The sequence below is a fragment of the Candidatus Melainabacteria bacterium genome, from assembly GCA_016193285.1.
GTDB lineage: Bacteria > Cyanobacteriota > Vampirovibrionia > 2-02-FULL-35-15 > 2-02-FULL-35-15 > JACPSL01.
This window is the reverse complement of sequence record JACPSL010000026.1, coordinates 1-22,022: the sequence shown is the minus strand read 5'-3', so window position 1 is coordinate 22,022 and position 22,022 is coordinate 1. Positions and strand designations below refer to the sequence as shown.

The 22,022-nt window shown below is 31.8% G+C and carries 16 protein-coding genes and 1 pseudogene; 9 read left to right on the top strand and 8 right to left on the bottom strand.

The genetic code is table 11. The annotated features are described in order from the left end of the window. Nucleotides 1–209: 209 nt before the first annotated feature. Complete coding sequence (gene glpK / locus HYY52_05885; protein ID MBI2996220.1) at nt 210–1,697, top strand: glycerol kinase GlpK; 1,488 nt, start codon at nt 210–212, stop codon at nt 1,695–1,697. A 39-nt stretch (nt 1,698–1,736) separates the two neighbouring features. Next, nucleotides 1,737–5,086, top strand: a pseudogene (metH, locus tag HYY52_05880) (methionine synthase). Here the strand turns inward: metH and HYY52_05875 are convergent. The 3 genes from HYY52_05875 to HYY52_05865 form a co-directional block, all read right to left on the bottom strand. Further along, nucleotides 5,083–6,279, bottom strand: a complete 1,197-nt coding sequence (locus HYY52_05875; protein ID MBI2996219.1) for a hypothetical protein — start codon at nt 6,277–6,279, stop codon at nt 5,083–5,085. The pseudogene metH and the gene HYY52_05875 sit on opposite strands and share 4 nt — an antisense overlap. 149 nt (nt 6,280–6,428) lie before the next feature. Then, the gene (locus tag HYY52_05870) at nt 6,429–7,115 is read right to left on the bottom strand and encodes a HEAT repeat domain-containing protein (GenBank protein ID MBI2996218.1); all 687 of its coding nucleotides are present in this window, start codon (nt 7,113–7,115) and stop codon (nt 6,429–6,431) included. Between the two features lie 136 nt (nt 7,116–7,251). Next, nucleotides 7,252–8,649: an FAD-binding oxidoreductase gene (locus tag HYY52_05865; protein ID MBI2996217.1), complete on the bottom strand. Its 1,398-nt coding sequence runs from the start codon at nt 8,647–8,649 to the stop codon at nt 7,252–7,254. A 70-nt stretch (nt 8,650–8,719) separates the two neighbouring features. On the opposite strand from HYY52_05865, the gene HYY52_05860 reads away from it, so the two are divergent. The 5 genes from HYY52_05860 (at nt 8,720) to HYY52_05840 (ending at nt 13,410) form a co-directional block, all read left to right on the top strand. Beyond that, nucleotides 8,720–10,018 (top strand): aminotransferase class III-fold pyridoxal phosphate-dependent enzyme, encoded by a 1,299-nt coding sequence (locus tag HYY52_05860; protein ID MBI2996216.1) that lies wholly within the window; start codon nt 8,720–8,722, stop codon nt 10,016–10,018. A 43-nt stretch (nt 10,019–10,061) separates the two neighbouring features. Beyond that, on the top strand, nt 10,062–11,537 hold the full coding sequence (locus HYY52_05855) for an aldehyde dehydrogenase family protein (GenBank protein ID MBI2996215.1): 1,476 nt from the start codon (nt 10,062–10,064) through the stop codon (nt 11,535–11,537). Between the two features lie 112 nt (nt 11,538–11,649). Beyond that, nucleotides 11,650–12,102 carry a helix-turn-helix domain-containing protein gene (locus tag HYY52_05850; protein MBI2996214.1) on the top strand — a complete coding sequence of 151 codons (453 nt, stop codon included), beginning with the start codon at nt 11,650–11,652 and terminating at the stop codon, nt 12,100–12,102. Continuing rightward, nucleotides 12,090–12,710: a mobile mystery protein B gene (locus HYY52_05845; GenBank protein ID MBI2996213.1), complete on the top strand. Its 621-nt coding sequence runs from the start codon at nt 12,090–12,092 to the stop codon at nt 12,708–12,710. Before HYY52_05850 ends, HYY52_05845 begins: the two co-directional genes overlap by 13 nt. Beyond that, nucleotides 12,700–13,410: an SDR family NAD(P)-dependent oxidoreductase gene (locus HYY52_05840; protein ID MBI2996212.1), complete on the top strand. Its 711-nt coding sequence runs from the start codon at nt 12,700–12,702 to the stop codon at nt 13,408–13,410. Before HYY52_05845 ends, HYY52_05840 begins: the two co-directional genes overlap by 11 nt. Here HYY52_05840 and HYY52_05835 read toward each other — a convergent pair. The 5 genes from HYY52_05835 to HYY52_05815 all read right to left on the bottom strand — a co-directional run bounded on the left by HYY52_05835 (nt 13,385) and on the right by HYY52_05815 (nt 16,734). Then, a complete protein-coding gene (locus tag HYY52_05835) occupies nt 13,385–13,852 on the bottom strand; it encodes a 6,7-dimethyl-8-ribityllumazine synthase (protein MBI2996211.1) in 468 nt (155 codons plus the stop codon). The two genes, HYY52_05840 and HYY52_05835, sit on opposite strands and share 26 nt — an antisense overlap. Beyond that, on the bottom strand, nt 13,853–15,121 hold the full coding sequence (locus HYY52_05830) for a bifunctional 3,4-dihydroxy-2-butanone-4-phosphate synthase/GTP cyclohydrolase II (protein MBI2996210.1): 1,269 nt from the start codon (nt 15,119–15,121) through the stop codon (nt 13,853–13,855). It lies immediately after the preceding gene. Between the two features lies 1 nt (nt 15,122). Further along, nucleotides 15,123–15,728, bottom strand: coding sequence for a riboflavin synthase (locus HYY52_05825; protein ID MBI2996209.1), 606 nt, complete (start codon nt 15,726–15,728; stop codon nt 15,123–15,125). A 52-nt stretch (nt 15,729–15,780) separates the two neighbouring features. Next, nucleotides 15,781–16,095: a hypothetical protein gene (locus tag HYY52_05820; protein ID MBI2996208.1), complete on the bottom strand. Its 315-nt coding sequence runs from the start codon at nt 16,093–16,095 to the stop codon at nt 15,781–15,783. Nucleotides 16,096–16,161: 66 nt separating this feature from the next. Then, complete coding sequence (locus tag HYY52_05815) at nt 16,162–16,734, bottom strand: 5-formyltetrahydrofolate cyclo-ligase (GenBank protein MBI2996207.1); 573 nt, start codon at nt 16,732–16,734, stop codon at nt 16,162–16,164. An 81-nt stretch (nt 16,735–16,815) separates the two neighbouring features. On the opposite strand from HYY52_05815, the gene HYY52_05810 reads away from it, so the two are divergent. Together HYY52_05810 and ychF are read left to right on the top strand one after the other, a co-directional pair. Continuing rightward, nucleotides 16,816–20,766, top strand: a complete 3,951-nt coding sequence (locus HYY52_05810; GenBank protein MBI2996206.1) for a fused MFS/spermidine synthase — start codon at nt 16,816–16,818, stop codon at nt 20,764–20,766. Between the two features lie 4 nt (nt 20,767–20,770). After that, a complete protein-coding gene (gene ychF / locus HYY52_05805) occupies nt 20,771–21,862 on the top strand; it encodes a redox-regulated ATPase YchF (GenBank protein MBI2996205.1) in 1,092 nt (363 codons plus the stop codon). Nucleotides 21,863–22,022 lie beyond the last annotated feature (160 nt).

Sequence of the window (22,022 nt, the reverse complement as noted above, 5' to 3'; positions counted from 1 at the left end):
AACATGATGTTTGTGTTTAAATTTGAACTTCATCTTATTCATGATTTTATATACTCAGAACTTTATAAAACTCTGAAATATTTAATTTATAATAGCAAAACATGTCTTAGCAAGCTAGTGGTAGGAACTAAAATTAACCTCATAACTCAGTAATTAATGTAAGAATTAAGATAAAAATATTATAAAGAAGAGGGTTAAGAAAACCAGCTATGAGCAGAAAGTACATTTTAAGCCTAGATCAAGGCACTACTAGTTCAAGGTCAATCTTAGTAGACGAAACTGGCAAGGTTATTTCTAAAGCTCAAAAAGAATTTAATCAGATTTTCCCACAGGCCTCATGGGTAGAACACAATCCAAATGAAATTTGGGCCACCCAATTAAGCACAGCAAAAAAAATAATTAAAGAAAGTAAAATTAATCCAAAAGATATTCTAGCTTTAGGAATTACAAATCAAAGAGAAACGATTGTTGCATTTGACAGCAGCTCTGGAAAACCTATCTATAATGCAATTGTCTGGCAGTGCAGAAGAACAACTAATTTTTGTAATGAACTTAAAAAAAAATACAAAGATTTAATAAAAGAAAAAACTGGTCTAGAAATTGATGCATATTTTTCTGCATCAAAAATAAAATGGGTTTTAGACAATGTGGCCAATGCACGAAATAATAAAAACATACGTTTTGGAACAATTGATTCGTGGTTAATTTGGAATCTTACAAGTGGAAAATCATTTTATACTGATCCTTCAAATGCCTCACGTACAATGCTTTTTAATATAAAAACAAATAAATATGATAAAGAGCTATTAAGTATTTTTGGAATCGAAGAGTGGATGTTACCAAAAGTTATTCCATCAAATGGAGATTTTGGAGTTACAGATAAAAAACTTTTTGATACAGAAATTTCAATTAAAGCAGTGCTTGGTGATCAACAAGCTGCATTATTCGGTCAGTGTTGTTTTAAAGAAGGTGATTTAAAAATAACTTATGGGACAGGCGGCTTTTTACTTATTAACATTGGTGAAAAATTCCAGTTGAATAAAAACTTTTTAACAACAATTGCGTGGAGCATCTTAGCTCCCAGCTCTCAGCTTTCAGCCTTCAGCTCCTATGCATTAGAAGGCTCAACATTTATTAGCGGTGCCATCGTCCAGTGGCTTCGAGATAATCTTGGAATAATACAAGATTCATCTGAAACTGAAAAGATAGCTACAGGCATAGACAGCAATGAGGGTGTTTATTTTGTTCCAGCTCTTACAGGACTCGGGGCTCCGTATTGGGACGGGAATGCAAGAGGAATAATTATTGGTTTAACTAGAAAAACTAATAAGGCTCATATAGTAAGAGCTGCTCTTGAATCAATGGCTTATCAAATTGCAGATCTAATATTGCCAATTAAAAACACATTACCTAAAGAAACAACTATAAAAGCTGATGGTGGTGCTGCAAAAAATAATTTTTTATTGCAATTTCAAGCAGACTTACTTCAAATGCCTATAACAAGATCATCCCAGCTAGAAGCAACTGCTCTTGGTATAGCATATTTAGCAGGTTTAAGTGTAGGAATCTGGAAATCATTAGAAGAAATAAAAAAGCTCTGGCATTCTAATGAATTGTTTTTACCAAGAACAAAGAGAGAGAATGAGTATACAATGTGGAAAGAAGCTGTTAAAAGAGCAATGAAATGGGAAAATTAGTAAGGGCAGGTTTAACACCTGCCCCAACAACGCAACACTATGGCAAAACAATTTTTAGATCTCTGTAAAGAAAAGATAGTATTCTTTGATGGTGCTATGGGCACATCAATTCAATCACATCCTCTTTCACTGGATGATTTTCATGGACTAGAAGGTTGTAATGAAATATTAGTAAAAACTAAACCACAAGTTATAAAAGAAATTCATGAGTCATTTTTAAAAGTAGGTGCAGATGTAATTGAAACAAATAGTTTTGGTACAAATAGTATCGTACTTGCAGAATATGATATTGCAAATATGGCATATGAGTTAAATTACACAAGTGCAAAACTTGCAAAAGAAATAGCAAATGATTTTAATTACTTAAAACCTAGATTTGTTGCAGGCTCAATAGGCCCATCAACAAAGCTTCCAACACTTGGTCATATAAGCTATCAAAATATGAAAGAAGCATTTTATACCCAAGCAAGTGGATTACTAAATGGTGGAGTAGATATTTTTTTACTTGAAACCTGCCAGGATATTTTACAAGCAAAAGCTGCCTTAGCTGCTCTTTTTAAAGTAATGGAAGAAAAGAAAAAAAGAATTCCTGTAATGGTTCAAATTACTATAGAACGTACTGGAACAATGCTTGTAGGTTCTGATATTGCTTCTAGCTTTTGCGCGCTTGAGCCATATGAAATAAATGTTATTGGCATAAACTGTGCAACAGGGCCGCTTGAAATGTCAGATCACATAAGATATCTTTGTGAAACAAGTACTTTACCTGTCTCTTGCATGCCAAATGCTGGCATGCCTGAAAATATTGGTGGTAAAAGTCACTATCACCTTTCAGCTGAAGATTTTTCAAAAACATTATCACATTTTGTAAATGACTTAGGTGTAAATATTGTTGGCGGTTGTTGCGGTACAACTCCAGCACATATAAAAGCTGTAATTCATTCTGTAGAAAAGAAAAATCCTAAAAAAAGAAATCCAAAATACACTAATTCTGTCAGCAGTTTGTACAGCATAGTTCCATTAAATATAGATTCACCACCTGTTTTTGTAGGCGAAAGAACAAACGCAAATGGGAGTAAATTCTTTAGAGAGCTTTTAGCAAAAGAAGATTTTGATGGAATGGTACTTATGGCAAAAGAACAGCTTGAAGAAGGAGCACACTTACTTGATGTTTGTACTGCTTATGTAGGAAGAGATGAGATCAAGGACATGACTGAATATATAAAGAGACTAAATACCCAAGTTAACATTCCTATTATGATTGACTCTACTGAAGAGGTAGTAATTCAAAAAGCACTTGAGCTAATTAGTGGTAAGCCACTTATTAACTCAATCAATTTAGAAGATGGGGAAGAAAAAATAAAAAAAGTCTGTCCACTTACAAAAGAGTTTGGAGCAGCTTTAATAGCACTAACTATTGATGAAGATGGAATGGCAAAAACAGCAAAGAAGAAATTTGAAATAGCAAAAAGAATATATGAACTTGTAACAAACAAATACAAAATAAAAGGAGAAAATTTAATTTTTGATACTCTTACTTTTACTTTAGGAAGTGGAGATGAAGAATTTCGCAGAGCAGGTATTGAAACAATAGAAGGAATTAAACTAATAAAAAAACATTTCCCTGAAGCAAAAACAATTCTTGGGATAAGCAATATTTCATTTGGTCTTTTGCCACAAGCTAGACAAGTTTTAAACTCAGTATTCATGCATGAAGCAGTTAAACATGGACTGGATCTAGCAATTGTCAATGCTAAAAGAATTCTTCCTCTTTATAAAATTTCAGAAGAACAAAAACAAGTAGCGCTTGATTTAATTTATGATAAAAGAAAAGAAGAATATGATCCGCTTCATAAGTTTATGTTGTTATTTGAGAAGCAATCAGCCATCAGCTATCAGCCATCAGCTATCAGTTGTCAGCTGTCAGCTATTGAAGAGCTTTTAAAAAAAAGAATTATAGATGGAAACAAATCTGGACTCATAAAAGATTTAGATGAGGCTTTAAAAAAGCACAGACCTTTAGACATTATAAATAACATTTTATTAGATGGAATGAAAGTAGTTGGAGATTTATTTGCATCTGGTGAAATGCAATTACCATTTGTTTTACAATCAGCTGAAACAATGAAAGCAGCAGTATCTTATTTAGAACCCCTTATGGAAAAGAAGGAAGTAAAAGCACGTGGAAAAATTGTTTTAGCTACTGTAAAAGGTGATGTTCATGATATTGGAAAAAATCTTGCAGACATTATACTAACTAATAATGGATACAAAGTTTTTAATCTTGGAATTAAGCAACCTATTGAAAGTATTATTAAAACAGCTACTGAAGAAAAAGTTGATGTTATTGGAATGAGTGGCTTGCTTGTAAAATCAACTCAAATAATGAAAGAAAATTTAGAAATTTTAAATGAAAGAAATATTACAATCCCTGTTATTCTTGGAGGAGCAGCACTTACTAGAAAGTTTGTAGAAAATGAATGTAAAAATGCTTATAAAGGTAAAGTGTTTTACGGAGCCGATGCGTTTAGTGATCTTAGGTTTATGGAAGACATTTTTAATAATAGAGTCCAATGATACAACCTGCCCAAAAGATTCCTAAGATTCCCTTTTACGGTACAAAGATTATAACCAATATTAGCCTTGATGAGATTTATCCTTATATAAATGAAACTGCTTTAATAGTTGGACAGTGGCAGTTTAAAAAAGGCAAGCTTGAGGAAGAAAAATACAGGAAGATTTTAAAAGAAAAAGCTTACGTAGAACTTGAAAAATTAAAAGTTCTTTCAAAAGAAAAAAAATTATTAATTCCAAAAGTTGTTTATGGATATTACTATTGCGTTTCAGACAGCAATGATTTAATCATTCTAAGTGAAGATAAAAAAACAGAGATTCAAAGATTTACCTTTCCAAGGCAGAAGGATAGAGACAAGCTTTGCATCTCAGATTTTTTTAGAAGCAAAAACGAAACAGGATCAGATATAGTAGCTTTTCAAGCTGTAACAATAGGAGAACAAGCAAGTAACTATTCAAAAAAATTATTTAATGAAAACAAATATACTGATTATTTATTTTTTCATGGGTTTAGTGTAGAGACTGCAGAAGCACTTGCTGAATGGACTCATAAGAAAATAAGAACAGAATTAAATTTTCATCACAATGATGCAAAAGAAATAAAAAAATTACTTGGCCAAGGTTATCAAGGTTGTAGATATAGTTTTGGATATCCAGCTTGTCCATGTCTTGAAGATCAAACAAAAATATTTAAACTTTTAAAACCAGAGTGTATTGAGGTTTCATTGTCAGAGAGTTTTCAATTACATCCTGAGCAAAGTACCTCTGCAATTATTGTTCATCATCCACAAGCTAAGTATTTTAATGTAAGTTAGCAATCACTATTTAAAAAATCCAAAATAATATCATTAATATCTCCACTACACGGTAATGGTTTAGATGCTTCAACACTAGCTTCTTCACTTCTTATAGCATTTTCCTGTTTCTTTAGTTCTTCATATTTACTTAAAGCAAAATAATATCTTCTCATAGAATCTACAAACATTTCTTCTAATGCTCTTCTTGCCATTGCTTTATAAATATATTTTTCCATCTCTTTTTTCTTATGAAGAGCATGTAGTCTTTGAGCTTCTTCTTCTTTTTTTTCTCTTTCTTCGCACTTTCTTTCACATTCTTTCTTTTCTTCTTCTTCAATCATTTCATGCCACTCATCAAGGAACCAAGTAAAAAAATCATAGAGTCTTTCTAATTCATGTCTTGTAGGAGTACTTAAAAAACTACTTAAATAATCATCATGAGTAACTTGTTCTACATGATTTTTTGATTCTTCCATCCAAGTAGCTATGTCTTTTTTATCTTGGACAGTTAAATTACTATCACCTCCACGTTCTTGAACTCTTTCAATAGAATTAACAACAGGATTAGCTACTTTTTTTAACTCATGAGCAGTTTCATAACCTCCGTTTTTTTTAGCTTCCATAAGAGCACTTGAAAGAGAATGCAAACTTTTTATAAACAATTCTTTTAATTTCTCATTTGTAATCGGCACACACTTTCCTTCTTGTATCCTTTTTGCCATTTCTATTAGACACTTTGCATCTTCACTATTTCTCCACTTTTTTATAAGTTCCCTTAAATCCATATTTTTTAGTTCGTCATCACCTTCAATAACTCTTATTGCTTGTGTAAGCTCAGAAACTGCTTTTTTAGTTTCATCTGAAAGTTCAATTTTTCCACCAAGAGCAGCTTCTGCAAAATCATCTACTACATCCTCAAGTTCATTTGCTGTTAAAGGATCTTTTTGTAAATCAATTTTTTGAAGAAAACTAATAAAAGGATCAAGACTTGAAATAACTTTTTTAACTGTATCACTTACAAAAACACATAATTTACTAAATAAATTTTCATCATTAATATTCTCATCTTTAAGTTCTCCACCTGTCGTTTCAAAGGTATCAAAGCTGGTCACGAAGTTATTACTTGCGCCTTGCCTAACTAAACTATTTTTATTATTCTTTTTAACTTCAGGCCTATAAGAAATAATATGTTCTGTACTATTCTCTAACATTTTTATAAACTCTAATTCTTAAATATGAATTTATTAAATTGCTCAACCTATAAAAAACATTAGATATAAGCTTTTGATAGTCCTATAAGCCTAACTATAAAAAAGTTAATTAAAGTCTGGTTAAAGCTGGTATTTTAATAACCCGCAAATCATTTGCCTAAAATATCAAAATTCCCACCTTCCAGAAAAGTAAGTATATCAACCTTGTCCCTTAATGGAAGCTCTGATAACTTTGTTTTAAACTCCTCAGGAACTATAAGGCTTAAAATTAATGCTGCAAATTGTTTAACTTCTAGATTTGGATCACTTAAGAAACATGTAGTTAATGGAAGAACTGCCTGTTTGGCTCCCTCATACTCAGCATAATAAGCCAAAGCTCGTATTGCACTCACTTTAACATTGCTATCCTGATCACTTAAACATTTAATTAATGGAGGAATTGCCATTTCATCTCTTTGTCCACAATCAGCATATGCAGCAATAGCATCTGCTGCATTTTCTCTAACTTGATTATCTGGATCACTTAAACATTGAATTAATAGAGGGACTGCTTCTTTATTTATGTCTCTATGCATAGCAAGTGCAGCTAGAGTACGTATTCCTAATTTGTGCATTAAACTATTAGTGAAGTTACCTGGATGGTAAGATTTTAAGTTATTAATTAGCTCTTTGATAAACTGCTGTATTTCGCTTTCTACACCACCAGTTGCGCCACCACCAGTACCTTCAACACCTTCACTGTGATGCATTGGATGTCGCTTTGTAACTCTACTTATTTCCCTTCCTTCTTCTCCAGGAAAAATAGGTATGAATTTTATTGATCTTATTAATCCCATATCTTTTTCTCTCACAACAAATATAACATTTGCTAAATGAGGATGTGAGAATAGAATCTAAAGAAAAGCTTAAGATTTCGATTAATTTTTTTTAGGTTTGGTAAAAGTTAGAAATTGGATATTAAGACTTTGAAACTTAAAACATATTCCCTGTCGCTAATATCTCATTTGGATCAAGAGAACATTTTAGTGCCTTCATAGAATCTATTATTTGTTTAGGGTACTGGTACTTTAAAAAATCTTTTTTAATTTTTCCTATCCCATGCTCAGCAGCAATTGTTCCGCCTAAAGAAACTACTCTCTCACATGTTTTGTAAACTACTTTCATAATTTGTTTTTTTTCATTCTCATTTTTTGCAATGAAATTATAATGAGGATGTCCGTTTCCAATGTGTCCATAAATTACTGGTTCTTGAATTTTTGCTTCACAAGCAAGAGCCTCTGCATAATTTATAATTTCATGGATTTTATTTATTGGAACCGACCAGTCTGTTGATATTTTTCCACCTCCATCTTTTACATACTTACTGCCTTCTTCAAAAAGACTACTTGGTACAAGATGTCTTAGCCTTCGTAGTTCTTCTTGTTGTTTTAATTGGTTGGTAATAATAGTGTTATCAATCAATGCTTTATTTTTTTCCAAAAAAGAAAGCCATGTTTCAATTAATTTCTCATACTCATTAGATTTATATTCCTGCTCAAAAAGTATTGCAGCCTTCGCAGACTCTGGGATTTTAAATTGCGATTCACCTTTAATAATATTTAATCCAAGGTGATCAAATAATTCCACAGCACGAGGTGTGATTGTTGTCGTCATAGGGGTTTGATTAATCAAACCCTTACGAATATTTATTACAAAATCTAACGCATCATTTAATGATTTAAAAAATGCCATGCCACCAAAAAAATTTTCTGGCTTTTCAATTAATTCTACTTCTCCTTTTGTAATTACACCAAGTGTACCTTCTGAACCAACAAAAATTTCAACCACGTTTTGAAATGGTAAATATCCAAAAGTATTTTTTTCAATTTCATTTCTCCTGATATTTAAAACTTCACCATTAGCTAAGACTACTTCTAGCGCACGTACATATCTTCTTGTAGAGCCATATTTAAAAGTTCTAGAGCCAGATGCATTTGTTGCAATTGAACCACCAAAAAAACATTCTTTTTCACTTGTTGGATCAGGAGCATAAAATAATCCTTGATCAAAAATTATTTTCTTAAGATCTGAAAGCATAATGCCCGGTTCTGCAATTGCACATTTTTCAGAGTGATTAATTTCAATAATTCTTGTCATTTGACTAGTATCTAAAATCCAGCCGCCTTGTGCTGCTGCTGAACCAGTTAAACTACTCCTATTTCCAATTGGTGTTACTGGGATTTTTTTTGAGTTTGCTTCTTTTAAGATTTCTATAACTTCATTTGTTGAAGTTGGTCTAACTAATGCTTCAGCATAACCAGGATAGTTTGAGGAGTCTGTACAGAAACTTTTAACAATGTCAGGATCTGTGATTAAGTGGAAATTGCTCATTAAGTTACATTTTAGCAGTCAGCAATCAGCTAACAGCTATAATATTTAAATAATAAGAACCATTGAAATTATGACAATAAATCAAATATCAAACTTAAAAGAATTATTGGCCAAAGATGAGCAATATTTATCAAGTGCTTTATATAGAGTTTTTCATATTGTTGCAGAGCGTGGGGAAGGTTCTTATCTTTATACAATTGATGGATTAAAATACTTAGATTTAACTTGTGGTATTGGAGTAACACAACTTGGACATTGTCATAGTGAAGTTGTAAAAGCAGCACAAGATCAACTTACAAAACTAGTACACATTAGCTGCGTAACACACCATACTGAAAATATAAAATTAGCAGAAAAGTTATCAAAAATACTACCAGGAAATTTAAACAATACTTTTTTTTGTAACAGCGGTGCTGAAGCTGTTGATGGTTCGATAAAGCTTAGCCGTTATGTAAATCCCGGAAGACCAAATATAATTGCTTTTAGAGGATCTTTTCATGGGAGAACATTAGGAAGCACTGCATTGTCTTCTTCAAAAATCGTGCATAGAAAATATTATGATCCACTTCTAACAGGTGTAAACTTTGTTGATTTCCCAAACTGTTGGAGTTGCCCTGTTTTTAAAGATCCAAAAACTTGTGATTTAGAATGTTTAGATCTATTAAATAGAATGTTTAAATTAAATCTTCCTCCAGAATCTGTCTCTGCAATTATTATTGAACCAATAGTTGGTGAAGGAGGTTATGCACCTTCGCCACCTCATAATTTAAATCTTAGATTTAATTACTTAAAAGAGCTTAGAAAGATTTGTAATGAATATAATATCTTACTAATTTGTGATGAAGTTCAATCAGGGATAGGAAGAACAGGTAAATGGTTTGGCATAGAACATTATGATGTAGTACCTGATGTAATTACCATGGCAAAAGGGATTGCAAATGGTTTACCCATGGGTGCATTTTCAAGTACAAAAAAACACATGTCTTTAATGCCACCAGCTTCTCATGGCAGTACATTTGGAGGAAATCTTGTTTCTTGTGCTGCAGCTATTAAAACACTTGAAGTAATAGAAAGAGATAATTTGCTTGATTATGTTGCAAAAACAGGAAGTGAACTTATAAAACATTTTGAAGCAGAATTAAGTCCAAAAATAAAAATTAGAGGTTTTGGTTTTATGATTGGAATTGAATTCCCAAACAAAGAAATAGTTGAAAAAACAATTAATGAATGTTTTAAAGAAAAAATATTGCTTCTTAGTGCAGGAGCAGAACAAAAAGTAATTAGATTTATACCACCGCTTAATATTGAGAAGAAAATATTGTTTGATGCTGTTGATAAAATAATAGGTATTGTAAAAAAGGAAATCTGATATGCATCCTATAAGTAAAGACGCCCCACTGGGGCGTCTCAACATGAAAAACAACATTGGTGGAGAATTAAAAGATTCGTCATCAAAAGATTTTTTTGAAAAATATAATCCTGCAAATAAAAATGAACTCCTTGGAAGGTTTCCAAAATCAAATCAAAAAGATTTAGATGAAGCAGTTGACATGGCAAAAAAAGCATTTGAGGTCTGGAGATTTACACCAGCACCAAAAAGAGCAGAAGTTTTATATAAAGCTAGTGAAATTACAAAAGATATAAAAGAAGAACTTTCTCTTCTTTTAACAAAAGAAACGGGTAAGCCAATTATAGAATCCAGGGGGGAAATCCAAGAAGTAATAGACACATATTTATTTTTTGCTGGTGAAGGAAGAAGAATTTATGGACTTACAGGTCAAAGTGAACTTTTAAATAAATCAATAATTACAATTAGACAACCAATTGGTATTTGTGGATTAATTACAGCATGGAATTTCCCAAGTGCTGTACCAAGCTGGAAAATTGCACCAGCACTTGTTTCTGGAAATGTAATAATTTTAAAACCTTCAAAAGATGCTCCAATGTCAGGCTATAAACTAATTGAAAACTTATACAAAGCAGGCTTGCCTAAAGGATGTGCAAGTATTTTATTTGGAAGAGGAGAATTTGGTGATTTAATTGTTCGTCATCCAGAAATTAAAGTTGTAAGTGTAACTGGTTCTGTTGAAGTAGGAAAAATGATTTATGAAACTTGTGGAAAGATGCTTAAAAAATGTGCTCTTGAACTTGGCGGGAAAAATGCAATTATAGCTCTTGAAGATGCAAATCAGGACTTACTTTTAGATGGGATACTTTGGGGTGCATTTGGTACAACAGGACAAAGATGTACTTCTACAAGCAGACTTATTATTCAAAAGTCTGCTTGGAGTAACTTATTCATTGAAAAATTAGTAAGTAGAACAAAAAAATTAATTGTTGGAGATGGTTTAAGTGAAAAAACACAAGTAGGTCCACTAATCACAAGTTCACACAGGGAAAATGTACATGGTTTTGTTGAAAGAGCAATTCAAGAAGGTGGAAAACTTTTATGTGGTGGTAAGTTTTTAACAGGTGGAGAATATGATGAAGGGCATTTTTACGAACCTACAATTATTACAAATGTAAAACCAAACATGGAGCTTGCTTGTAGGGAAGTTTTTGGACCAGTACTTGCAGTAATAGAAGTAAATGACTTTAATGAAGCTGTTAAAGTTGCAAATAACATTGAGTATGGTTTATCTCTTTCAATTTATACAAAAGATATTAATCTTGCAATGCAAGCAGCAAATAAATTTGAATCCGGAATTGTTTATATAAATGCTCCAACAATAGGTGCTGAATGTGGAGGAGCTGCTGCATTTGGAGGCTGGAAAAACACTGGAAATGGCACTCGTGAAGGTGGAGTTATGGCTCTTGATACCTATACCCAATACAAAACAATTTACATAGATTACTCAAATAAATTACAAAGAGCACAAATTGATTAAAAAATTATAGCTTGAAAGCTATAATTTACTATAGATAATATAGCTTTTAAGCTATAAATGGATTTAAAAATATAACTTATGGGCTATAATATTTACATAAGGCAAAAATTTTATGTATTTAGACCAGATTTCAAAAAAATTTAAGAGCTTAAGGAATTTACCTTATTGGCTTAAGCAGTTTTTACCAGTTGAGGATCAAATTAGAATGATTCGGACTGCTTTAGGCATAACTCAAAGTCAGCTTGCTAAAAAACTTAGTTTTAGCAGCAACGTACCAATTGCAAAATTAGAAAACAAAGAGAAAGAAAATCCAACAATAGAAACTTTAAAAAAATATGCTCAAGCCTTACAGTGTGAATTATTAATTAGACTAATACCAAAAAAAGAAATAAAAAATCTTTTAAAAGAATTAGCAGAAAAAAAAGCAAAGGAAATTGTAAACATTTCTGTAGCTAATTCTGCGATGGAATTACAGAAGCCAGATAAAAAGGTAATTAAAGAAGAAGTAAAAAGAGTAAAAAATGAAATTCTTGAAAAAAGGAAATCCCGCTTATGGGAGGATTAGAAGAAAATAATACTGCTGATGGAGAAACCCCTCTTGAAGATGCATCAGGATTAATTCCTGTATATATTACAACTAGAAAAGAATTATGTGAAGCAGAGTTCTTAAATATTACAGAGGCAATTCAGCATTATTTATCTATTTCTCGTTTTTTAAATAAATTTGAAATTACAAGGCAAACATTATTTGAAGTACATAAAAAAATGTTTAATAAAGTCTGGAACTGGGCTGGGAAAAAGCGAATGAGCAATAAAAATATTGGGATTCCAGTATATAAGATAGATGAAGAGATTCAAAAATTTATTGATGACTATAATTACTGGATAAAAGAAAAAATGAATATCACTGAACTTGTTACTAGAGTTCATCATAGACTAGTTTGGATTCATCCTTTTGAAGGTGGCAATGGCAGATGGAGTAGATTTATTGCAAATCTTATTTACTATAAAAACACAAAATTACTTTTAAAATGGCCTGAAGATGAATTACAGCTAAAGAAAAAATCATCGTTTAGAGAGCATTATCTTAAGGCTTTAAAAGAAGCAGATAATGGCAATTATGAACAATTAATTAATTTACATAAGGAGTTACAAGAATTCAATGAAAAATAAAAAATCAGCTCTTATAACAGGAAGTGCAAAACGTATTGGAAAAGAAATCGCACTTTTTTTAGCTAATGAAGGATTTGATATTGCACTTCATTATAATACGTCACAAAAAGAAGCAAAAACTACTCAGAAAAAAATAAAGGAAATGGGGAAAGAATGTAAATTATTTAAATGTAATCTTAATAACATAAACGAAGTTTTAAAATTAATTCCAAAAGTAAAAAAATCTTTCCCTGATTTATTTTTATTAATTAATAATGCATCAGTTTTTAAAAATGGTGATTTCTTAGAAACTAATCCTAAATTGCTTGAAGAGCATTTTAATGTAAACTTTAAAGCACCATTTTTTTTATCAAGAGATTTTGCAAAACATTTTAAAAAAGGACAAATTATAAATATACTAGACACTAAAGTTGCAAGAAATTATTCAAAACATTTTTCATATACTTTAAGCAAAAAAGCACTTTATGAGTTTACAAAAATGTCAGCAAAAGAACTAGCTCCAAACATTCGTGTAAATGCAATTGCTCCCGGACCAACGCTTCCTGGTAAAAGTGATGATTACTCAAAACACAAGCTAGAAGTAGTTTCTAAAAAATATATTGGCACTGTCCAATTTATAACTCAGGGAATTAAATATCTTATTAATAATGATCTTGTTGTTGGAGAATGTCTTTTTATAGATGGTGGGATACATTTGTAGGAGAGTGTTCAGCTTTTACTTTTATCATCTCCATTGCAGCTAAAGCTGCTTCTTGTCCCTTGTTTCCAGCTTTTCCACCAGCACGCTCCCCAGCTTGTTCAATATTTTCACAAGTTAAAATTCCAAATATAACTGGCACTCCTGTTTGACTACCAAGATGTGCAATCTCATGACTAACAGCACTACAAATATAATCAAAATGAGGTGTCTTGCCACGAATCACACAACCTAAACAAATAATTGCACTGTATTTATTTAAATCAAGTAAATTCCTTGCAGCTGTTGGAATTTCAAATGCGCCTGGAACTTTTACAACATCAATATTTTTTTTATTTGTATTATTTTTAATTAATGTCTGAACACAACCGTCTAAAAGTTTTTCAGTAATAAATTCATTAAATCTGCTAACAACAATTGCATATTTACTATTAGCGGTCAGCATTCAGCACTCAGCTTTCAGTTCTTTTTTTTTCAAATCAATCACATGTCCCATTTTCTCATTTTTTGTTTTTAAGTAATCATGATTATGTTCAGTACAAATTTCAATTGGTACTCTGCCAGTAACTTGTAATCCATAACCTTCAATACCTACAATTTTTCTTGGGTTATTTGTCATTAGTTTAATTGTAGTTAATCCAAGGTCAATTAAAATCTGAGCACCTACTCCGTATTCCCGCAAATCATCTTTAAATCCAAGTTTTTCATTTGCTTCAACAGTATCATAACCTTGGTCTTGAAGCTCATAAGCCTTGATCTTATTTACAAGGCCAATTCCTCTGCCTTCTTGTTTTAAATAAACAACAACGCCTTGTCCTTCTTTTGCAATTTTTTCTAATGCCCAGGCAAGTTGTGCATTACAATCACAACGCAGACTTTGGAAGACATCACCAGTTAAGCATTCACTATGAACTCGCACTAAAACATCTTTTTTATTTTTTACATCACCACATACAATTGCAATATGTTCTTTGTTATTTAATATATCTTTATAAGCTACTATATTAAATTCCTTGTTATATCTTTTTGCAAATTCACTTGGTAATTTTGCTTGTGCTTCTCTAATTACAAATCTTTCTTTTTTTAGCCTATAAGAGATTAATTGAGCAACTGTTATAAATTTTAAATTATGTTTTCTTGCAAAACAAAAGAGTTCTGGTCTGCGAGCCATTGTTCCATCATTATTTAAAATCTCACAAATTACTCCAGCTGGCTTAAAACCTGCAAGCCGTGCCAAGTCAACAGATGCTTCAGTTTGTCCAACTCTTTTCAATACTCCACCTTTTCTAGCACGCAGTGGGAAAATATGTCCTGGACGAACAAGATCATTTGGCTTAGCATCTTCAGAAACTGCAACTTGAATTGTCTTTGCTCTATCACTAGCTGAGATTCCTGTAGTAATCCCATATTTTTTATCTGCATCAATAGTTACAGTAAATGCTGTACCAAAATTACTTTTATTATTTTGAACCATTTCATAAAGTTCCAAGGTATCTGCAATATCTTCCTGAAGAGCCAAACAAATTAATCCACGTCCTTCTTTAGTCATGAAATTTATAATTTCTGGTGTAACTTTCTTGGCTGCACAAACTAAATCTCCTTCGTTTTCCCTGTCTTCATCATCAGCTACTATTACTATCTCCCCCTTAGTAATAGCTTCAATAGCTTCTTCAACAGTATTAAAAAGATGATGTGCACTTAGTTCATTTTGCATATTACACAACTAGATCCTTTTTACTTTCTAAATAATTTATTACATAACGTCCTATTAGATCTACCTCTAAGTTTACAAGATCTCTTTTTTTTAGCAATCCAAGATTTGTATTGTCTCTAGTAAAAGGAATTAAAGTAAAAGAAAACTCGGAATTTTTTACATCAACCACTGTTAAACTAACCCCATTAACTGCTATAGATCCTTTAGGTACAATAAACCTTTTTAATCTTTCAGGAAAAGAAATCTTAGTTATTTTATTTTCTTCTGAAGCTAAGATACTACTTACTTCTCCTACATCATCAACATGGCCTAAAACTAAGTGCCCATCTAATCTGTCACTAAGCCTTAAAGAAAGTTCTAAGTTTACTTTTGACCCTATCTTTAAACTCCGAAGGTTTGTTTTTAATAAAGTTTCTTCTACTGATTGAACTTTAAAAGAAGTAAGATATTTATCTATGATTGTTTGACAGCATCCATCGATTGAAATACTATTACTAACTTTAAGATCTTGAATTAACTGCTTTGAGGATATAGTTAACTCTAAAAGCCCTTGTTTTTCTTCAAGTCCTTCTACCATTCCAATATCCTGTACTATGCCTGAAAACATACTAATGATTTTATCAGCTGAATGCTGATAGCTGTATGCTGAATGCTATTGATTACTGCTTACTAGGTATAATTCCTTTATAGATAGCATCCAAGAAGCCTTTGGAATAAGCTCCGCTGCCGCCAGTATAAAAACTACCAATTATAACTCTTTGGATTTTTTTATAATGGTTTACAAATTCACAAGCTTTTTCTTCTTGTGTTAATTCAGCTTTTGGTGGAAAAAGTTTTTTAGTATCACTAACTTCAAATCCTGGATCTGGTGGCTGAATTTTACTGTTGTCTAGTTCTGGGAATGGGATATTGGACTGGTTAAATGCATAAGAACCAAATTTATTTTTTTTTAATGTTTTTGTTTTCTTTGACATAAATTACTCTCTGACAACTAAGTGTTAAAAGCTAATATTACAAAGTTTGGTTAAAACAAGGTTAAATTAGTCAGTAACAACTAAATCTACCTTTTGGTCCCAATTATCAACAGGCAATTTGTCTACTAAACATTCCTTTGGACAAGAGCCAATCTTAAAGCTATTTTGATTTAGCTTTAAAAATTCATCATAAAAACCTCTTCCAAAACCTATCCTGTTTCTGTTTTTATCAAAGCACAACCCTGGAACAAAAATTAAATCTAAATTTATTTTTTTTTCTTTTTGATCAAAAAAAATATTGTTAATTATTTCAGGTTCAAGTATGTTAAATTTGTTTTTAATCAATTTTGTTTTTCCATGATGATATGGGACCACCTGTAGAGACGTTGCATGCAACGTCTCTACCACAGGCAAAAACCAATTTTTTGAATTATCTAAAAATAAATCCTCAAGTGATATTTCAATATCTTTAGCTAGATATGACATAACATTACAGGAAGATTTATAAATTTGTAAACTCTTTATCTTATTTTGAATTTCAATGCTTGCTCTTTTTAAAGCTATTCCCTTTCTTAGATCTTTTGCCCATTTCCTAAGTCTCTCTTTCTCAGTATTATTTGTCATTGGCTTTATAAACATTATAAAAGGTAACTAACTTCACAAAAGTTTGTTACTTCCTTTATACTAATACAGTTACACATTCAACCTAAGGAGATAATTATGACTACTGTTTCAAGCCCAGCATTAGAAAAACCAACAGCTCAAAGAAAACCTGATCCAAGCTCATACAAGTTTATTTATTCTGTAGTTTTTACTTGTTTCTTACTGTCAGGCATAAGTGGACTTATTTACGAAGTGGTTTGGACAAGGATGTTAACTTATGTTTTTGGTGGAACAACACTTGCAGTAAGTACAGTCTTAACTGCTTTTCTTGGTGGCTTAGCATTAGGTAGTTATTTAGGTGGAAAATTTATAGATCGTTTTAAAAAGCCTTTACTAGCATATGGTGTTTTAGAACTAGCAATTGGCATTTATGGCGCATGTGTACCAATAATTTTTAGCGATAGTTTCTTGACACCAATTTGGCAATCAGTTGTTCAAATGTTTGAAAGTTTTCAGTTTGTTTCTTATTTAGTTAGGTTTTTAATTTCAATAGTACTTTTAGGCATTCCAACAATATTTATGGGTGCTACATTACCAGTACTAAGCAGATATCTAACTAATGTTAGATCAGATGTAGTTTCATATAATGTAGGTGCTCTTTATACAATAAACACTATTGGGGCAGTTTTAGGTACATTTATCTCAGGTTTTATTCTTCTGCCAACAGTTGGTGTAAGTGCTACTGTCTACACTGCAGCTGTTTTAAATTTAGTTTTATCTTCTCTTGTAATATTTTTAGCTTTCTCAAATAAGAAAGTACAAGCAGATACACCAGAAGCTATAAAAGAAGAAAGTGGTGTTGACCTTGAAACATTAATTAGCAAATCCCAGGAAGATATTCCAATAAAACTTATTAAACTTTCAATGCTGGCATTTGTAGTTAGTGGCTTTGTAGCCCTTATATTTGAAGTTACATGGACAAGGACACTTACATTAGTTTTTGGTTCATCTACATATGCTTTTTCTACAATGTTAACAACTTTTTTAGTTGGCTTGGCTCTTGGAGCTGCTATTATGACCAAACTTCAGGAAAAAATTGAAAGGCCAGTATTTTGGGTAGGACTTATTTTATGTGGAATTGGAGCTAGCGGGTTTATAACTGCTTGCTTTTTTAATGAGCTGCCATGGATGTTTCTTTCACAAGCTCAAAAACTTCCTGATGATCCAGGAGCAAGCTGGTTTCTACTAACAGTTCATAGATTTATTGTTTCAAGTGCTGTAATGTTTTTACCAACATTTTTATCAGGAATGATTTTTCCTTTAGTTATAAGAATTTATTCTGCCAGGCCAGATCACGTAGGAGAGTCAGTTGGAAAGCTTTATTCATTAAACACTTTAGGTTGTATTTTAGGTTCATTTGGTTCTGGGTTTATATTCATACCTTTGTTTGGAATCTTTGGAAGCGGTATTCAAGTAACAACAAAACTAGCAATCTTAACTGCAATTGGTATGGGACTTTATTTACTTTACAACGATATTCAAAACAATGAAAATCTTAGTGAGAAACAATTAAAAATATCAACCTCATGGATTTATATTGCAATTGGTGTTTCACTTTTTGCTAATTTATTAGTTATGCCAAGATGGGATAAATCAATAATGACAACAGGAGTAGCAATTTACCACTCATTGTCTTATAAGAATCTTACTAGAGAACAATTTTTTAATATATTTAAGTTCGACAATGCAAAGGAAAAAATTAAATTTTACAAAGAAGGCTTAACAACTGTAGTTTCAATTACAGCTGATGAAAACGGAAATACAACTCTTCTTAAAAACAATGGAAAGGTAGATGCTGGTGTTCCTACTGATGGAGATGGTCCTTCTCAAGCAGATATGGTTACTCAGGTTTTATTAGGACAACTTCCTTTATTGTTACATAAAAACGAGCCTGAAAATGCTTTAGTAATAGGCCTTGGAAGTGGCTGTACGACTGGTTCTGTAGTCAGGTATCCATCTATTCAATCTGTTAAAGTATGTGAAATTGAAAAAGCAGTTATTGATGGAGATAAATACTTCGAGCCACCAATTGATAAAAGCCCTTTAGATGGAAATGGCTCGCCATTAAACAGACTAAGAAATCCACTTGCTAAAAAAGTAAAAGCAATTCATACTGACGGAAGAAATTATTTATTAACAACTAAAGAAAAGTTTGACATTATTATTTCCCAACCTGCAGATCCCTGGGTACAAGGTGCATCACAATTATTTACTAAAGACTTTTGGGAATTAGGTGCAAAACACTTAAAAGAAAATGGAATATTTTGTGAATGGATTCAGTTATATTCAATAACACCTGATTATTTAGGGGTGCTTGTAAACAGCTTTAAACAAGCACTTGGCAAATATGAAAATGGTAAAAAGGTTTCAGATGGTTTTGTTTATTTATTTAGACCAGGGCAAGCAGGAGAAATACTTTTAATTGGCTCTAATGATCCCCTTGATATTGATGTTGAAAAAATTGAAAACAGAATTAAAACAAACTTTACTGTAACAAATGATGAGGGACAAATTCTTGAAATAAAAACCCTGGATGATTTATCACGCATTTCAATACATGAAGCAGTGAACGTTGTAGCTCAGCTATTACTTGGAAATGATGAGATAACTAATTTTTGTAAATTATTAACTGACAAAGTCCCTAGACTTAAATCCTTGCCACTAGAAAAAAGAGTAAACACTGACAACAATGTAATAATTGAGTTTGAAGCTCCTAAAAAGTTACATTTATTTTATGCACCAATTGCTGAAAATTTAGCTTCAATTGGAGCTGCTACTGATGGGAATCTTGAAAAATATTTAACTAATTTTGGCAAATCTAAAAAAGAACAAGCAAGCTTTTTTGCTAGACTTGCAACAGAGCATGTAAAAAAAGCTTCAGTAACTGAACCTAATAAAGTAAAAGATGATCCTGATATAAAAGTTGCAGAATACTTTGCAAAGAGAGCATTAGAATTAAATCCTTCAGTGGAAGCACATATTGCAAATTACACAGTAAATCTAAGAAAAGGAAATAAGATTGAAGCAGAGCATTATTTTGAAGCTGCTGCACCAGCTCCTATAACCTCAGTTTATGACTGGATAGCATTAGGTCAGTTAAGAGCTACAAAAGAAGATTTAAATGGTTCAATTGCAGCATTTAGAAATGCAACTCAAATTGCTCCAGACAATGACAAAGCTTGGTCTAAGTTAGGTGAAGCAGTGTTTAACAAAGCTCAAGAAACTTCTGACAAAAGTTTTTTTGATCAAGCACTAACTTACTTTAGAAAAGCAAGAGAACTATTTGCATATAATATTGAAGCCTGGTCTGGCGAAGCTAATGTTTATTTTAGTTATGCAAGTCGTTTCCAAAAATTTGAGTATATTCCTTTAGCAGAACAAGCTTACAGAAACGCTTTTAAAGCTGACTTAAACTACTGGCCTACACGTTTAAACTATGCAAAGATCTTATATGGACAAGGACCCACTCGTTATGAAGAAGCACTAAAAGAGTTTAATCATATAATAAGCAGATTAAACCCACAAAACGGAGAAGCAAGATACCTCACAGCAAAAATTTTACAATCACAAGGTAATTTAATACCAGCATATCAGCAATACCAGGCTGCACTTCATTTAGGAATTGAAGATAAACAAGCTGAAGATACTCAAGTTCAATTACAAAATATCCAAGAAGAAGCACAAAAACAACGTGGCGGAGGACAACAACAACAAGCCCAGCAACAACAAGCTCAACAACAACAAGTCCAGCAACAACAACAGCAAGAGCAGCAAGCTGGTCAAAACGAAGAAGATGTTGCTCTTCAAAAACTTCTTAGATTAAAAGGAAACATTCAAGGTGAACCACAATCAGAACAAAATAAAATTGAAGGTGTTACAGATAAAGAAAAAAGTGAGAATTCAGAATCCGATGCCTTAAAACAAACTTTTCAACCTATACAGGAAACTCAAACAGTTATGACTGCTAAAGGCACTGCACAAATTAAAATAATTCCACCAACTGAATAAGGACATGTACAGAGCTGGAATAATTGGGTTACCAAATGTTGGTAAATCAACATTATTTAATGCACTGATAAACAACTATCATGCAGAGGTAAGTAATTATCCTTTTTGTACAATAGATCCAAATATTGGAATTGTAAACTTACCTGATGAAAGACTTACAAAACTTGCAAAAGTAGTTAAAACAAGTAAAACAATACCTGCTGGTTTTGAGTTTGTAGATATTGCAGGACTTGTAAAAGGAGCAAGTAAAGGAGAAGGACTTGGAAATCAGTTTTTAAGCCATATTCGAGAAGTTGATGCTATAGTTCATGTAGTTAGATGTTTTAGTAATGAAAATATTATTCATGTTGAAGGATCAATTAATCCTTTAAGAGATATTGAAACAATAAAAATTGAATTAGCATTAAGTGATTTCCAATCAACTACAAAAAGAATAGAAACTGTATCTAGAAAAGCAAAAGGACATGATAAAGAAAGTATTGAAGAGCTAGCTATTCTTGAACAAATTAAGAAAAATTTAAATGAAAGAAAATCTATAAGTAGAGACGCCAGGCTGGGCATCTCTACACTTTTCCTTTTATCTACTAAGCCTGTAATTTATGCTGCAAATGTCTCTGAAAAAGATTTCTATAATCAAAGCCAAAATCAATTTATAGAAGATATAAAAAATTATGCAATAGCAACAAATGCAAAGTGTGTACCAATTTGTGCAGGATTAGAAGCTGAATTAATTGCCTTAAGTGAAGAAGAGAAAAAAATATTTCTTGGTAGAGACGCGATTCATCGCGTCTCTACCGGTGTTAATGATTTAATAAAAGCTACATTTGATCTTTTAGGACTAACTACTTTTTTTACAAATAATGAAAAAGAAACAAGGGCCTGGGCAATACCAAAAAACACAAAAGCACTTCAAGCAGCTGGAATAATTCATACTGATTTTGAAAAAGGATTTATTAAAGCAGAAGTAATGAAATATAATGATCTAATAAGACTTGGCAGTAAACATGCAGTAAGAGAAGCCGGACTTGCTAGATTTGAAGGCAAAGACTACCTGGTTCAAGACAGTGATGTAATTGAGTTTAAGTTTAATGTTTAAAACGGGATTTCTTCAGGGCTAAGGTTTTTACTGTATTGCAATTAAGACGCGTTAATCAAGTTTCACAATTTTTATTCATTAATTAATTCCACAAATATTAAATTTTCAATTCCCATACTTTGCCTGATTAAAAAACAGAATCCTTTGTGGTATCGTAGTT

Excerpts from the sequence above, each read along its gene's own strand:
- HYY52_05835 (MBI2996211.1), bottom strand. The coding sequence starts at position 13,852 with ATGCTGACCGCTAATAGTAAATATGCAATTGTTGTTAGCAGATTTAAT.
- ychF (MBI2996205.1), top strand. The coding sequence starts at position 20,771 with ATGTACAGAGCTGGAATAATTGGGTTACCAAATGTTGGTAAATCAACA.
- HYY52_05815 (MBI2996207.1), bottom strand. The coding sequence starts at position 16,734 with ATGTTTATAAAGCCAATGACAAATAATACTGAGAAAGAGAGACTTAGG.
- HYY52_05850 (MBI2996214.1), top strand. The coding sequence starts at position 11,650 with ATGTATTTAGACCAGATTTCAAAAAAATTTAAGAGCTTAAGGAATTTA.
- HYY52_05855 (MBI2996215.1), top strand. The coding sequence starts at position 10,062 with ATGAAAAACAACATTGGTGGAGAATTAAAAGATTCGTCATCAAAAGAT.
- HYY52_05820 (MBI2996208.1), bottom strand. The coding sequence starts at position 16,095 with ATGTCAAAGAAAACAAAAACATTAAAAAAAAATAAATTTGGTTCTTAT.
- HYY52_05865 (MBI2996217.1), bottom strand. The coding sequence starts at position 8,649 with ATGAGCAATTTCCACTTAATCACAGATCCTGACATTGTTAAAAGTTTC.
- HYY52_05875 (MBI2996219.1), bottom strand. The coding sequence starts at position 6,279 with ATGTTAGAGAATAGTACAGAACATATTATTTCTTATAGGCCTGAAGTT.
- glpK (MBI2996220.1), top strand. The coding sequence starts at position 210 with ATGAGCAGAAAGTACATTTTAAGCCTAGATCAAGGCACTACTAGTTCA.
- HYY52_05870 (MBI2996218.1), bottom strand. The coding sequence starts at position 7,115 with ATGGGATTAATAAGATCAATAAAATTCATACCTATTTTTCCTGGAGAA.
- HYY52_05845 (MBI2996213.1), top strand. The coding sequence starts at position 12,090 with ATGGGAGGATTAGAAGAAAATAATACTGCTGATGGAGAAACCCCTCTT.
- HYY52_05860 (MBI2996216.1), top strand. The coding sequence starts at position 8,720 with ATGACAATAAATCAAATATCAAACTTAAAAGAATTATTGGCCAAAGAT.
- HYY52_05830 (MBI2996210.1), bottom strand. The coding sequence starts at position 15,121 with ATGCAAAATGAACTAAGTGCACATCATCTTTTTAATACTGTTGAAGAA.
- HYY52_05810 (MBI2996206.1), top strand. The coding sequence starts at position 16,816 with ATGACTACTGTTTCAAGCCCAGCATTAGAAAAACCAACAGCTCAAAGA.
- HYY52_05840 (MBI2996212.1), top strand. The coding sequence starts at position 12,700 with ATGAAAAATAAAAAATCAGCTCTTATAACAGGAAGTGCAAAACGTATT.
- HYY52_05825 (MBI2996209.1), bottom strand. The coding sequence starts at position 15,728 with ATGTTTTCAGGCATAGTACAGGATATTGGAATGGTAGAAGGACTTGAA.